Origin of the sequence: Amycolatopsis coloradensis (genome assembly GCF_037997115.1) — a bacterium.
Taxonomy (GTDB): Bacteria; Actinomycetota; Actinomycetes; order Mycobacteriales; family Pseudonocardiaceae; genus Amycolatopsis; species Amycolatopsis coloradensis_A.
In genome coordinates this window covers 4,661,373-4,674,607 of the sequence record NZ_CP150484.1, presented here as the reverse complement: position 1 = coordinate 4,674,607, position 13,235 = coordinate 4,661,373, and the positions used below count along the sequence as shown (strand labels likewise).

General features: G+C 68.2%; 13 protein-coding genes. 9 read left to right on the top strand and 4 right to left on the bottom strand.

Features of this window, described 5'->3' with window-relative positions; all coding sequences use genetic code 11:
* Position 1: 1 nt before the first annotated feature.
* Both LCL61_RS21870 and LCL61_RS21865 read left to right on the top strand, forming a co-directional pair.
* Entirely contained in the window at positions 2 to 1,426 is a 1,425-nt protein-coding gene (locus LCL61_RS21870; protein WP_340681422.1) for a glycosyltransferase, read from the top strand.
* Positions 1,423 to 2,361 carry a galactose-1-phosphate uridylyltransferase gene (locus tag LCL61_RS21865; protein ID WP_340681421.1) on the top strand — a complete coding sequence of 313 codons (939 nt, stop codon included), beginning with the start codon at positions 1,423 to 1,425 and terminating at the stop codon, positions 2,359 to 2,361. The genes LCL61_RS21870 and LCL61_RS21865 overlap by 4 nt, the downstream gene beginning before the upstream one ends.
* On the opposite strand, the gene LCL61_RS21860 is transcribed toward LCL61_RS21865, so the two are convergent.
* From LCL61_RS21860 to LCL61_RS21850, 3 genes are all read right to left on the bottom strand, one after another.
* Entirely contained in the window at positions 2,345 to 3,154 is an 810-nt protein-coding gene (locus LCL61_RS21860) for a universal stress protein (RefSeq protein WP_340681420.1), read from the bottom strand. The two genes, LCL61_RS21865 and LCL61_RS21860, sit on opposite strands and share 17 nt — an antisense overlap.
* The gene (locus LCL61_RS21855; protein WP_340681419.1) at positions 3,151 to 3,747 is read right to left on the bottom strand and encodes an Rv1733c family protein; all 597 of its coding nucleotides are present in this window, start codon (positions 3,745 to 3,747) and stop codon (positions 3,151 to 3,153) included. Before LCL61_RS21855 ends, LCL61_RS21860 begins: the two co-directional genes overlap by 4 nt.
* A gap of 202 nt (positions 3,748 to 3,949) precedes the next feature.
* Positions 3,950 to 4,753: an ATP-binding cassette domain-containing protein gene (locus tag LCL61_RS21850; RefSeq protein ID WP_340688645.1), complete on the bottom strand. Its 804-nt coding sequence runs from the start codon at positions 4,751 to 4,753 to the stop codon at positions 3,950 to 3,952.
* A 300-nt stretch (positions 4,754 to 5,053) separates the two neighbouring features.
* Here LCL61_RS21850 and LCL61_RS21845 point away from each other — a divergent pair, with 300 nt between their 5' ends.
* Positions 5,054 to 6,007, top strand: a complete 954-nt coding sequence (locus LCL61_RS21845) for a hypothetical protein (RefSeq protein ID WP_340681418.1) — start codon at positions 5,054 to 5,056, stop codon at positions 6,005 to 6,007.
* Between the two features lie 58 nt (positions 6,008 to 6,065).
* Here LCL61_RS21845 and LCL61_RS21840 read toward each other — a convergent pair whose 3' ends face one another.
* Positions 6,066 to 6,692, bottom strand: coding sequence for an L-2-amino-thiazoline-4-carboxylic acid hydrolase (locus LCL61_RS21840; protein WP_340681417.1), 627 nt, complete (start codon positions 6,690 to 6,692; stop codon positions 6,066 to 6,068).
* A gap of 370 nt (positions 6,693 to 7,062) precedes the next feature.
* Between LCL61_RS21840 and hypF the strand changes: the two genes are divergently transcribed.
* The 6 genes from hypF to LCL61_RS21810 are packed head-to-tail and all read left to right on the top strand — an operon-like array spanning position 7,063 to position 13,225.
* On the top strand, positions 7,063 to 9,309 hold the full coding sequence (gene hypF, locus LCL61_RS21835) for a carbamoyltransferase HypF (protein ID WP_340681416.1): 2,247 nt from the start codon (positions 7,063 to 7,065) through the stop codon (positions 9,307 to 9,309).
* Between the two features lie 31 nt (positions 9,310 to 9,340).
* Entirely contained in the window at positions 9,341 to 9,559 is a 219-nt protein-coding gene (locus LCL61_RS21830; protein ID WP_340681415.1) for a HypC/HybG/HupF family hydrogenase formation chaperone, read from the top strand.
* Positions 9,556 to 10,653: a hydrogenase formation protein HypD gene (hypD, locus tag LCL61_RS21825; RefSeq protein ID WP_340681414.1), complete on the top strand. Its 1,098-nt coding sequence runs from the start codon at positions 9,556 to 9,558 to the stop codon at positions 10,651 to 10,653. Before LCL61_RS21830 ends, hypD begins: the two co-directional genes overlap by 4 nt.
* On the top strand, positions 10,650 to 11,705 hold the full coding sequence (gene hypE / locus LCL61_RS21820) for a hydrogenase expression/formation protein HypE (RefSeq protein ID WP_340681413.1): 1,056 nt from the start codon (positions 10,650 to 10,652) through the stop codon (positions 11,703 to 11,705). Before hypD ends, hypE begins: the two co-directional genes overlap by 4 nt.
* Positions 11,706 to 11,717: 12 nt before the next feature.
* Complete coding sequence (locus LCL61_RS21815; RefSeq protein WP_340681412.1) at positions 11,718 to 12,776, top strand: 4Fe-4S dicluster domain-containing protein; 1,059 nt, start codon at positions 11,718 to 11,720, stop codon at positions 12,774 to 12,776.
* The gene (locus LCL61_RS21810; protein WP_340681411.1) at positions 12,773 to 13,225 is read left to right on the top strand and encodes a cyclic nucleotide-binding domain-containing protein; all 453 of its coding nucleotides are present in this window, start codon (positions 12,773 to 12,775) and stop codon (positions 13,223 to 13,225) included. Before LCL61_RS21815 ends, LCL61_RS21810 begins: the two co-directional genes overlap by 4 nt.
* Positions 13,226 to 13,235: the final 10 nt, after the last annotated feature.

Genomic DNA, 13,235 nt, shown 5'->3' with positions numbered 1-13,235 from the left:
GATGCTTCAGACGGTCGACGTCGGAGAACTGTCCATATCCGCGTACCGGACCGTGGTGCCCGACCAGATCATGGAACCGCTCGCGGAGGTCACGAACAGGCTCCGCGGCGCGCGGGTGCTGCATTTGAGCGCGACGCCGTACGGCGGTGGTGTTTCCGAGCTGCTGCGCTCGACGGTCCCGCTCTACAACGATCTCGGAATCGACGCCACCTGGAAAATCATCAGTGGCAGGCCTCCGTTCTTCACCGTCACCAAGAAGCTGCACAACGCGCTGCAAGGCGCGGCTGACGAGCCGATCACCGAAGCCGATCGCGCGCTCTACGAACAGACCGCGGCGGACAACGCCGCAGAGCTCGCCGCCGATCCTCAGTTCCCCGGCTATGACTTCGTTTTCGTGCACGATCCGCAGCCGTCCGCAGTTCTGTCCTTTGTGGACCATGGATCGGCGAAGTGGATCTGGCGCTGCCACATCGACACCTCCGCCCCCGACCCGGCCGCGTGGTCCTATCTCCGGCCCTTCCTCACACCGTACGACGCGACCGTGTTCACCATGGCCCAGTTCGCCCCGCCGGACCTCGACCGGACGGGCGTCAACATCATCCCGCCCGCGATAGATCCGCTGAGCCCGAAGAACATGTCGCTCGACGACCGCACGACGCGGGCGGTCCTCAACTGGATCGGGATCGAACCAGACCGCCCGCTCGTCACCCAGGTGTCCCGATTCGACCCGTGGAAGGACCCCCTCGGCGTGATCGCGGCCTTCAGGACCGTCCGGCGGACGGTGCCGGACGTTCAGCTGGCACTGGTCGGCTCGATGGCACTGGATGATCCGGAGGCCTGGGCGGTCTATCGCGCCATCACAGCCGAGAGCGAGGGAGATCCGGACATTCACGTGTTCACCAACCTCACCGGTGTGGGCAACATCGAGGTCAACGCCTTCCAGCGGATGTCGACCGTCATGGTGCAGAAGTCGATCCGTGAAGGCTTCGGTCTCGTCGTGTCGGAAGCGCTCTGGAAAGGGACACCCATCGTGGCGGGCGCGGCGGGAGGGATCCCGTTGCAGGTCGCCGATGACTCGGGCGGAATACTGGTCGACTCCGTGACCGAATGCGCCGACGCGCTGAGTGCCCTGCTCACCGATCCGGCCAGGACGGCGGCACTCGGTGCGGCAGGCCACGAAAGGGTCCGGAAACACTTCCTGCTGCCGCGTCTGCTCCTCGACGAACTGACCCTCATGGACGAGGTGGCCGCCGGGCGCGACGCCGCCGAGCTGACCAAGACGGGAGACCACCGGGACCCGGTATGCGGGATGGCCACCCATACCGCCGAACCGGGGCTGGAGACCAACCTCGGCGGCAAGACCTTCCGGTTCTGCTCACACCGGTGTCAGGAGATCTTCGCTCGAACCGAAGCAGGGATCCCGTGACGACGACCCGACAGTGGCACGGTGGAGAACTGCGTCAGCAACGACTTACCGGCGATTGGACGATCCTCGCGCCTGGCCGGGCCGCCCGGCCGCACGGTGAAACGGGTGGGTGCCCATTCTGCCCCGGCCCAGGCGAGGACACCCCGCCGGAGAGCTGGCGCCTCCCGGCGGTCGACGGTGTCGGCTGGCGCGTCCGCGCCGTCCCCAACCGTTACGCGTTGTCCGATCGGCATGAGGTGATCATCGAATCCCCTCGTCACGATTGGGATCCTGTGACCGGGAGCGACGCGGAGCTGACCGACGTGCTTTTCACCTGGCAACAACGGCACATCGCCCTTCGCGGTTACGCCGCCCAGGTCGTGATCTTTCGCAATCACGGCAGGGCGGCGGGGACCTCGCTGTCTCATCCGCATTCGCAGCTCGCCGGGCTCCCGGTGCTCGCCCCCGGCACCCTCCGCAGGCTCGAAGCGTTCCGCGAACACCATCGGCGGTTCGGACGGCCCTTCGCCTCGGACGAGCTCGCCGAGGAATTCGCCGTGGCCGAAAGAATCGTCCACAGCGCGGAGAACACCGTCGTTTTCGCCCCTTTCGCGCCCACCGCGGCCTACGAACTGCGTTTGGTCCCCAGGCGGGCCCGTGCCGACTTCGCCATGGTGCCGAGGCCCGAACTGCGGGAAATCGCGCACACGTTGCGTCTCGTTCTCGGTGCCCTTGGCGAGGAAATCGCCGATCTCGCGTACAACATCGTCGTCGACACGGCACCGACCGGCTGGGAACAGGCGCCCTTCCTGACCTGGTCGATCCACATCCTGCCCAGGCGGACCGTGCCAGCCGGCCTGGAATCCGCCACCGGCATACCGGTGGTGACGACGACACCCGAGCGAGCCGCCGCCTGCCTCAAAGCACGCTTGACGAAGGCTACCGGGGCCGGCTGAGAGCCGGTACCACCGCGACCGGGCACCGAGCCCGATCGAGAATCGCGTGTGTCGTGATCCCCAGTATCGACCTGCCACGCATACGCCTCCGGCGTGATCCGACGACGATCAGCCGCGGGCCGGCCGACGCGGACAGTATCCCGTCCGCACGATGGCGTTCGCGGACCAGCCGCGGCTGGACGAGCACGCCGGACCTTGCCCGCCGCAGGTATTCGACGCTTTCGGCCAGCATCCGGGCGCCGGCGGCTTCTTCCTCAAGGTCGTACCACACTCGGACCGCGATCAGCGGGCAACCACGGACGGCGGCCGCCGCATACGCGAAACGCAGGGCGGCCGCTCCGTCCGGTGAATCGTCCACACCGACGACCACCGGTCCGGTGTCGGGCGGCTGGCCCCGCACCACGACCACCGGCGCCTTGCTCCGGGCCACGACTGCGCGGGCGACCCCACCGAGAAAGGGATTCGCACCACGGCCGAATCCCCAGGCCCCGACCGCGATGACCGCCACCGAACCCGACCGCTCGATGAGCTTCTCCACGGCGTCGCCGGGCTGGAGCACGCGCGCTGATGGCTGCCCGGGCACGGTTTGCCGCGCTATGGCTTCTGCCCGGATCAGGCAGTTCATCCCAGCCTCGCGGGTCGGTCCATCGCCGACGGAGGGGGTGAAGACGTGGAGCAACTCGAGGGGTACGGCCCGATAAGCGGCCTCGCGGGCAGCCCAGCGGGCCGCGGCCTCACCGGCCGGCGAACCGTCGACGCCGACGAGGACCGGCGAATTTCGCGACTCGCTCATGAATGGCTCCACCGCCGGGACACCGTCTTCCATTCGCGTTCCCACCCATCGGTGCGCGCCCGGTCGAGGAAGAACCGGCTGACTCGGTACCCCAGCCAGCTGAGGATCAGAACCGCCGCCCACAGACCCAAACCGGCTCCGAAGCCGCGGAAGGCCGCGTTTGATCGGGTCAGCGGTGCCTCGACCGGCTCGCCACCCTCGCCGAGCCACACCTTTACCCGGGCGCCCGCCGTCATCCCTCGCGTCGCGGGCACCTTCCCGGCCCGGAAGGAACCATCGGGAAGCATCCAGCGCGCCATCACGGGCGTGGTGTCCGCGGCGCCCCCGGACCGAACCGCTATGACAACCGGCGCCCCGTCCTCGATCAGTACCGCTTCGGCACGGTGCCGGACGGCGGTTTCCGCCGCCGACCTGTCTTTTCCGGCCGCGAACACCGCCGAACCCGCGGCCGCGGCGAAAGGCAGCCCCGCCGTCGCGACGAGCACCGCGAACACCAGGATCAGTCCCTCCAGCCGGTCCACAGGCCTGGCCAGCGAGCCGTGACCGGGATGAACGATCCGCCAGACTCGCAGGAAACGTGATGGGATGTTCATCGTCGGCCTCCGGGTCCTCCTCGAAATGTGCGGTTCTCAGCGTTCTCTCACCGCGTTCGGACCACGAGGGGCGACAGTCCCGGCTCCCTGGGACCTCCAGCCTCATCGACGAGAGCGTCGTCTCCCGAGCACAGGGAGGTGCCGTCTCGGGCCGTCGGCTTTCGTTTTTCGGTGCAGGACTTCGTCACTTGACGGCGTGGCCTCAAGGCGTCCGGAGCCGATCCGAGAAGCCGGCGGTCATCAGTTCGACGACCGCTTCCTTGGTCAGCTCGCGGGTTCGGTGAACCCCCGTCATCCTGCCCAGGTACAGCACCGCGACACGGTCGGCCACTTCGAAGACGTCGTTCAAGTTGTGGGACACCACGACCACGCCCAAGCCCCGCTCGGCCAGCCGCCGGATCAGCCGCAGGACGACCTCGGTCTGCTGGACTCCCAATGCCGCGGTCGGCTCGTCCATGATCACCAGCTTCGAGTGCCACAGCACGGCCTTGGCGATCGCGACCGCCTGACGCTGACCGCCGGACAACGACCCGACCGGCTGACGGACGGAGGTCACCGTCGTGACGCCGAGGCTACGCAGCGTCTCCTTCGCGGCCGATTCCATCCGGTCCTCGTCGAGCGCCCAATGCCGCATCTGCTCCCGGCCGAGGAACATGTTCTGCACGATGTCGAGGTTGTCGCAGAGAGCGAGGTCCTGGTAGACGGTCTCGATACCGAGCGCCGCCGCGTCACGGGGGCCACGGATTCGCACCGGCTCGCCCCGCCAGGAGAATTCCCCCGCATCCGGAACGTGGATACCGGCGATGCACTTGATCAGCACGGACTTACCCGCGCCGTTGTCACCGACGAGCGCCGTCACCTGTCCCGCCGGGATGTCGAGATCGACCCCGTCCAGGGCCCGCAACGACCCGAACTTCTTGACGACACCCCGGACACGCAGCAACGGCACGCCCGGCACCGCGACGGATGGCCGGACCGTGCCGTGCCGCTCGACTTCGGTGGGCATCATCGGCCCCCGACCGGAATCCAGTGTCTTCGCACTCTCCCCCATCACCGCTCCTTCGGTCCGCAGGTGGCCTCGGAACCAAGCCAACGCCTCTCCCGCACCTCACGAAGCGGTCGTTCCACCCCACTCGCGGGGACCAAAGGCCCTCGAGCGGGCCGTGCGAAACGGAGGACGCCGAAGCCGGCATGCGGGGGCGCGAGGTCATGCGCGCCGACCGGGTGGGACGTTCGCCCCTATTCGAGTCGGGCGACGGCTGGCCACAGTCGGATTTGAAGGAATCACACGCCCCGGGGAGCGATCATGGTCTACCGGTATGAGTACGTGCGAAACAAAGAAACGGCTGCCGATGGTCTGCTGTTCGCGCAGACCTGCGCGGTCGATTTGGAGTCGACGACGCAACCGGTGTGGCGGGAGGATGAACAACGTGAAGACGAGCGACGCGCCGAGCTCGGTCTTCCGCCGGTCACCATGGCACCGCCCGACGAGATCGCCACCCTTCTGCTGAAGGTCGACTTCCGGCTGCCCGAAATACTGTGGGTCACCGCGGTCACCGAAGAAGCAGACGGCCGACGGCGGGTCCGCATCGAGGGGGCCGTAACCGTCGTGGAGACAAGCAAGGACGTCATCGCCCGTCGGCTGGCTCTCGCGCTGCGCATCCAGGCAGGTGCCGGGGATGAGAAAGCCTTCGCCTACGAACTGACGCCATCCTCGAAGCTCACGGAGGAACCTGTGCCCGTCGAAGGCGATCTCAAATTCAACGTCTTGGCCGTCTCCGGCGGTATCAAGGCGGGCCGCGACTTCGCGGTTCTGACGAGAGAGATTCAGACAGGCGGTTTGAACACATCGGCCTGCGAGTGGATCGTCGCCGACCGGAAGCAGATCCTCGACTTCACTCCGAAGGTCGGCGTCGACACCCCCACCGCGGGGCAGCTACGGATCGAGGCGAGGCTCCATATCGAACTGCACCGCCGGCTGCTGGGCGGAATCGTCCATCGCGCCTACGGGATCAGCAAGGATCCCGCTCACATCTACGCCATGAACCCCTCCTCCACCGCGATGCCCACCGTGGACCCACAGGTGGAACACGCGGTGCGCGAGACCATCTCTCAATTCATGGCCTCGGGCGACCACTCCGCCACCACCCGCGTGGCCACCGACGCCGCGGCGAACCACCGGAAACGAACGCTGGTCTGGACGCTCATCGCACTGTTCGCCGTCGTCGTGGCATTGTCCGTCATGCTCAGCGTCTTTTGACGGACAAGTCGTCGGATGCACGGCACCTGGTCACAATGGCGTGAACAGCTCGCTGCCGTCAGCGCGCTTCCCGATAACGAAAGCCGCAGAACGGTGCACCCTCGGCGATGACCTGCGTCCGTTCGAAGGCGACTCCTGTCGGAAGGTAACGGGTGATCCGGAAGTCGCCCTGGCACAGGAGAGGAGCCAGTTCGGGCGGCCCCTGGTCGACCAGGAACCTGACGATTCCGCAGCGAGTGACGTCCACCCCGTAGAACAGGCCGGGTTCGCCCCTGCGGAAACGGAAACGCCAGCCGTCCGGTTCGTCCAGGATGTTGGCGGTGGAGAACCAGAAGCGCCGAAACAGCAGATGCGGGCCACGACGGGCGTAGCCCCACCGGGAAACCGCCGTGTCGAACTGGCCGTCCATCCAGCGTGACACGAACCGCGAGATCAGCTCCAATTTGCCTGCCCTGGGCAGCTCGTCCGGCAGCGCGCGGTCCAGCACCAGCGCATCGACCGCGAGACGGAGCGTCATCCGGCTCATCGGCGAACGCAAGACGGGAACGGCACCGGCGACGGTCACGTACTCGCCTGCCACCCGGCGTTCCACCTCACCCGCGGCTTCCGCGCCGAAGTCATGGACGAGCAACGGGCGGGCGAACCGCCGGGCACGGGCTTCCTGCCGTCTGGACACCGCCCGCATGAATCGTTCCGTTCCTTCCCTGGATGGAAGACCAAGGCATCCGGACGCCATCACGGGGGTCGCCGAGTCGGCTTTTCCCTCGCGGCTATCCCAAGGTTCATCCTCAGGCGGCCTGTCGCCAGGCTCGGTCGCCGTCCCTTCGATGGTGGCGCAAAGCACTGTACGTGCCGGACGAAAGTCCTTGATCGGCTGAGCCGATCGGGGCGCGGGCCATCCATCCGGGCCAACACCGATCACCGCACCGACGGGTGCCGCGGCCTTGCTCGATCCGTCAAGAGAGGTCATTGGGCCGCTCCGTCCGGGACGTTCAGCCCTCCTCGCCCCACCTCGGCCTCGCTGATCATGGATCGGACCCGACGGTGGAGGTGCCATGGCGACCGGCGCACACGTGACGCAGCGTATCGAAGTGCACGGCACCGTCCAAGGCGTCGGATTCCGCCCGCATGTCCATCGCGTCGCGACGACGCTGGGCATCGGCGGCGAAGTGCGGAATGTCGGCGGCCATGTGGTGATCACCGCGTCCGGGCGGCCGGAGGTGCTCGCGGCGTTCCACCGTGACGTGCTCGAAGGTGCGCCGGCTCCTGCGAGGGTCGAACGCGTCACCGTCACCCCGCTGGCCGCCAGACCGTACGAGAACAGCTTCGCGGTCGGAGACAGTGCTGCCGGTGTGGGAACCCGCGCGATCTCTCCGGATCTGGCCACCTGTCCCGCCTGCCTGACGGAACTGTTCGATCCGGCCGATCGGCGCTACCGGTACCCATTCGTCAACTGTTCGGCATGCGGCCCACGGGCGACGATCGTCGAGGAGCTTCCGTACGACCGGGTCCGGACGACGATGAGCCGGTTCCCGATGTGCGGCGCCTGCACCACGGAGTATCACGACCCCGGCGATCGCCGATTCCACGCCGAACCCATCGCCTGCCCGGACTGCGGGCCGGCTCTGTCCTGGGCGAACACCACCGGGCCCGCGGCGCTCGCAGCGGCGATCGAGGCGATCGGGAACGGCGGCGTAGTGGCGATCAAGGGAATCGGCGGCTACCAGCTGGTGTGTGACGCGGGAAACGACCTCTCGGTCGACAGGCTGCGGACCGTCAAGGAACGGCCGGGAAAGCCGTTCGCGGTAATGGTTCGCGATCTTCGCGAAGCGGCCCTGCTGTCCTTTGTGGACAAGGAAGCGGCTCGCCTGCTCGAGTCACCGGCCCGCCCTGTCGTGCTCCTCACGGCACGCCCCGACATCGCGGTGTCCGGTGTGGTGGCGCCACGCCTTCCCGAGATCGGCCTGTTCCTTCCGAACAGCCCACTGCATCACCTTCTCCTGCGTGACCTCGGCCGCCCATTGGTGATGACCAGCGGGAACCGCGCCGGTGAACCGATCGTGATCTCCGATGAGCGGGTCCGGTCCGGACTCGGATCGTTGGTCGACGGCATCCTCACGCACGACCGGCCGATCCTCTCCCGCTATGACGACTCCGTGGTCCGCGCGGGACGCGTCGTGCGACGCGCCCGCGGATACGCGCCGGAACCCTTGCCCCTGCCTGTCGCCTCGCCAGAGACAGTGCTGGCCTTGGGGGCGCAGCTGAAGAACACGGTCACGCTGGCGACCGGTGAGCACGCCGTGCAGGGCCCGCACATAGGTGACCTCTCCACCGTCCCCGCTTTCGAAGTCTTCGAAGACACGGCCCGCGGACTGTGCCGGTGGATGAACGTGATGCCGGAGTTCTGCGCCCACGACAAGCATCCTCGCTACCGGTCGACCGTTCACGCGGGGAGCTGGCCCGCCGATCGGCGCATTCCGGTGCAGCACCATCACGCCCACGTCGCCGCGACGGCCGCCGAACACGGAGTTCGAGGGACGTTCATCGGGGTCGCGTACGACGGGCTGGGTTTCGGCGATGACGGGACCTTGTGGGGCGGCGAGATCCTGCTGGCGTCCTACACCGGCTACCGGCGGTTCGCCCGGTTCGGCCACGCCCCGCTGCCCGGTGGCGAGGTGGCCGTGCGACGTCCGGACCGGATGGCGTTGGGCTACCTGGTCGGGGCCGAGGATTTCGGAGACGGCGCCCTCCCGCCCCCACCGGAGAACCGGGAAACCGAACTGGTCCGGCGGATGATCGAGCGTGGCGTGAACTGCCCGGTCACCTCCAGCGCGGGAAGGCTGTTCGACGCTGCGGCGGCACTGCTCGGGCTCTGTGAGGTGAACACCTACGAAGGAGAAGCGGCCGTTCTGCTCGAAGCCGCCGCCGCGGGCGAGCCGGTGCGGAGGCCACTCGTGTGGAAGCTGCACCGCCGCGACGACCTGTGGGTCTACGACCCCGTACCGACACTGCGTGAACTCATCGGCTCGGCTCGGCCGGCGAACGAGCTCTCGGCTCGGTTCCACGCGACGATCACCGAGGTCACCGTCGCACTGGTGACCAAGGCCGCCGCCGTCAGCGGCACGGACACGGTGTGTCTCGGTGGTGGCGTGTTCCAGAACCGCAGGCTCACCGGCGCTGTCACGAGCTCCTTGGCCGACTTGGGTTTCCGGGTGTTCACCGGAGACAGGGTCCCGGTCAACGACGGCGGGATCAGCTACGGGCAAGCGGCCATCGCGGCGGCGCTGCTGGCAGGGAGGTAAATCGATGTGTCTCGGTATACCCGGGCGGATCGTGAGCGTGGAGGAGGACTTCCCTCGCGGCGGAATCGTCGACTTCGACGGCCTGCGGAGACCGGTTTGCCTCGCCTACACACCGGAAGCCGCGGTCGGTGATCACGTGATCGTCCACGTCGGTTTCGCGATCAGTGTCGTGGACGAGGAGGAGGCGGCGCGGACGCTGCGAGTACTGCGTGCGATGCCGGACGCGATCGAAACGGAGCTGGGGTCGTGAAGCATCTTGACGAGTACCGGGATCCCGCGCTGGCGCGCAGGCTGCTCGGCGAATTGCGCGCCACCGCCACCAGGCCTTGGACGGTGATGGAGGTCTGCGGCGGCCAGACGCATACGATCGTGCGGCAAGGGATCGACGAACTGCTCCCCGCGGGCATGCGAATGATCCATGGTCCTGGCTGCCCGGTCTGCGTGACACCGCTCGAGATCATCGACAAGGCGCTCGCCATCGCCGCCCGGCCGGAAGTGATCTTCACCAGCTACGGCGACATGCTCCGCGTGCCCGGTACGTCCGGAGACCTCGTCGGGCTCAAGGCACGCGGTGCGGATGTCCGGGTCGTCTACTCGCCTTTGGACGCCGTGCGGATCGCGCGGGAGAATCCGGAGCGCGAGGTGGTGTTCCTCGCCGTGGGATTCGAAACGACCGCTCCCGCCAACGCGATGGCGGTGCTGGACGCGGCCAAGACCGGTGTCACCAACTTCAGTGTCCTGGTGAGCCACGTCCTCGTGCCGCCCGCGATCACGACGCTGCTGGAGGCGCCGGACAACCAAGTCCGGGCCTTCCTCGCCGCCGGGCACGTCTGCGCCGTGATGGGCTGGACCGAGTACGAGCCGATCGCCGACCACTACGGTGTCCCGATCGTGGTGACCGGCTTCGAACCGCTCGATCTCCTGGAAGGCATCCTGATGGCCGTGCGGCAGCTCGAAACCGGCCGCGCAGTGGTGGAAAACCAGTACGTACGTGCCGTGCGCCGGACCGGCAACACCGCCGCTCGTGACGCCGTCGCCCAGGTGTTCCGGGTGACCGACCGGAAATGGCGCGGCATCGGCGAGATCCCCGCCAGCGGGCTCGCGCTCGACCCCGCGTTCGCCGGCTTCGACGCGGACCGGCGGTTCGCCACCGGGGACATCGTCACCCGTGAATCCCCCGCCTGTATCGCGGGTGAGATCCTGCGCGGCACCCGTCTGCCGACCGACTGCCAGGCCTACGGAACGGCATGTACGCCCCGGACCCCGCTCGGCGCGCCGATGGTGTCGAGCGAAGGAACCTGCGCGGCGTTCCACAACGCCGGACGCGGATTGGAGCTCCGATGACCAGCCCCGCCGGCCTTGCCGGTCCCGCCTGCCCGATGCCATCCGCCGAAACCGAGCGGGTACTGCTCGGCCACGGCTCGGGTGGGCAGCTCATGACCGAACTGCTCACCGACGTGATCACCGCCGAACTCGGCACGGGCGAGCCGCTCGAGGACGCCGCCGTCGTCGGTGTCGGTGGCGTCGACACCGTGTTCACGACCGACGGATTCGTCGTGACGCCACGCTTCTTCCCAGGTGGGGACATCGGTTCGCTCGCCGTGCACGGCACGATCAACGATCTCGCGATGCGCGGCGCCATACCGGTCGCGCTGAGCCTCGCCTACATCATCGAAGAGGGTCTTCCCATCGCCGAGCTGCGGCGGATCACCCGTTCGGCGGCGGCCGCCGCGGCCGCCGCCGGAGTCGAGATCGCCACCGGGGACACCAAGGTGGTCGGCCGTGGTGCGGCCGACGGGCTCTACGTCACGACCACCGGAATCGGCCTCCGGCCCGAAGGCGCACGGCCGTCCGCGGCCGGGGGCAGGCCGGGTGACGTGGTGGTCCTCTCCGGCCCGATCGGCCTGCACGGCACCGCGATCCTGAGTGCCCGCGAAGGGCTGGGTTTCGAAGCGGAGATCGCGTCGGACAGCCGTCCACTGCACCGGCTGGTCGCCGCGATGCTCGCGGCGGGCGGCACCGGAGTGCACACCCTCCGGGACCCCACCCGGGGTGGGCTCGCGAGCGCGCTGAACGAACTCGCTTCCGCCTCCGGCACCGGCATCGAGATCACCGAGGCCGACGTACCGGTACCGCGGCCGGTCGCCGCGGCGTGCGAACTGCTCGGACTCGACCCGATGCACGTCGCGAACGAGGGCTGTCTGCTCGGGCTGCTCGCTCCGGAATCCGCGCGGGACGTCCTCCGGGCCATGCGTGCGTTGCCGGAGGGGGTGGACGCGACCGTCATCGGCGAAGTGACGGACGGCCCGGCCGGCCGGGTCAGCGCGCGCACCCTGATCGGCTCGACCCGGATCGTCGATGTCCTGATCGGTGAACAACTTCCGAGGATCTGCTGAGAGGTGAACCCGATGGACGCCGTCCTGGATCTCGCCGGGCTCGACGCGCTGATCGGCGCGCTGATCGCGAGCGGCCGGAAGGTGATCGGCCCGGTGCTCCGCGACGAGGCGATCACACTGGCGGAACTGGAGTCCGCGGCCGATCTCCCCTCCGGGTGGGGTGTGGAGACCGGTCCCGGCCACTATCGGGTGCACCGGCGTGCCGACTCGGCGGTGTTCGGCCATTCCGCCGGGCCGCAGTCGTGGAAACGGTTCCTGCACCCGCCCCACCGTGTCCTGCTCACCAGTGGGCCCGCCGGGTTCCGACCAGTCCGTGAAGAGCCCGTCGAGTACGCCTTTTTCGGCGTCCGGCCCTGCGACCTGGCCGCGATCGGCAAGCTACGCCAGATCGTCGGCGGGCCGATGCCGTTCGTGGTCGCCGCGCAGTGCACCGAACCGGGTGCTGTCTGCTTCTGCGCTTCGATGGGCTGCGGACCATCGGCCGACGCGGGGTACGACCTCGCGCTCACGGAACGGATCGATCGCGAAGGCCACCGGTTCCTCGCCGTCGCCGGAACCGCGGCGGGTGCCGATGTCCTCACCCGTCTGCCACGACGTCCGGCGCACGAACATGATGTCGCGCTGGCGGACGCGGACGTCGCGGAGGCGGCCCGGCGGATGGGCAGGACCATGCCGGAAACCGATCTCCGTGACCTCCTTGCCGGCAGCCGCGAACATCCCCGGTGGGAAGAGGTCGCCGGACGCTGTCTCACCTGCGGCAACTGCACCATGGTGTGCCCGACATGCTTTTGTGTGTCCATAGAGGACACAACTGAACTCGACGGCGGTGCGACACGTGCGCAACGCTGGGCGTCCTGTTTCGAGATCGACTTCTCACAGTTGCACGGAGGGGCGGTGCGAACCTCGGGAGCCGCTCGATACCGGCAATGGATGAGCCACAAGCTCGGTACCTGGCATGACCAGTTCGGTACCTCCGGCTGCGTCGGCTGCGGTCGCTGCATCGCCTGGTGCCCGGCGGGAATCGACATCACCGAGGAAGCGGCAGCACTCGCGGAAGGTGCGTCACGATGACCGACCCGCACTCCGGGACGCCCTTGCTCGCCGGCCTGTCCGAAGCACAACGCTCGGTGGTGGAGGCCACCGGCCGGATCGAGGAGTACACCCCCGGAACGCGATTGTTCGACGAGGGAGGCGACGCCGACCGGTGCTGGTTGATCATCTCGGGCCAGGTCGCCGTGGATACCCACGTTCTCCACCGCGGCCCGGTGACACTGCAAAGCGTGGGTGCGGGAGAACTGCTCGGCTGGTCGTGGCTGATCCCGCCGTATCGCTGGCATTTCGGCGCGGTGACCGTCGCCCCGACCCGTGCCTTGGTGCTGGACGCCAGCCAGGTACGCGTGCTTGTCGAGACCGACCCGGAGCTGGGCTTCCTGCTCACCCGGATTCTTCTCGAGACGCTGGTGAACCGCTTGCAGGCGACCAGACTCCGCCTCCTCGATCTGTACCGGAACCCGGCGTGAACTCCGATTC

Coding starts and splice junctions, on each gene's coding strand:
- LCL61_RS21870 (WP_340681422.1), top strand. CDS start 2: ATGCTTCAGACGGTCGACGTCGGAGAACTGTCCATATCCGCGTACCGG.
- LCL61_RS21860 (WP_340681420.1), bottom strand. CDS start 3,154: ATGAGCGAGTCGCGAAATTCGCCGGTCCTCGTCGGCGTCGACGGTTCG.
- LCL61_RS21855 (WP_340681419.1), bottom strand. CDS start 3,747: ATGAACATCCCATCACGTTTCCTGCGAGTCTGGCGGATCGTTCATCCC.
- LCL61_RS21850 (WP_340688645.1), bottom strand. CDS start 4,753: ATGCCCACCGAAGTCGAGCGGCACGGCACGGTCCGGCCATCCGTCGCG.
- LCL61_RS21845 (WP_340681418.1), top strand. CDS start 5,054: ATGGTCTACCGGTATGAGTACGTGCGAAACAAAGAAACGGCTGCCGAT.
- LCL61_RS21840 (WP_340681417.1), bottom strand. CDS start 6,692: ATGCGGGCGGTGTCCAGACGGCAGGAAGCCCGTGCCCGGCGGTTCGCC.
- hypF (WP_340681416.1), top strand. CDS start 7,063: ATGGCGACCGGCGCACACGTGACGCAGCGTATCGAAGTGCACGGCACC.
- hypE (WP_340681413.1), top strand. CDS start 10,650: ATGACCAGCCCCGCCGGCCTTGCCGGTCCCGCCTGCCCGATGCCATCC.
- LCL61_RS21815 (WP_340681412.1), top strand. CDS start 11,718: ATGGACGCCGTCCTGGATCTCGCCGGGCTCGACGCGCTGATCGGCGCG.
- LCL61_RS21810 (WP_340681411.1), top strand. CDS start 12,773: ATGACCGACCCGCACTCCGGGACGCCCTTGCTCGCCGGCCTGTCCGAA.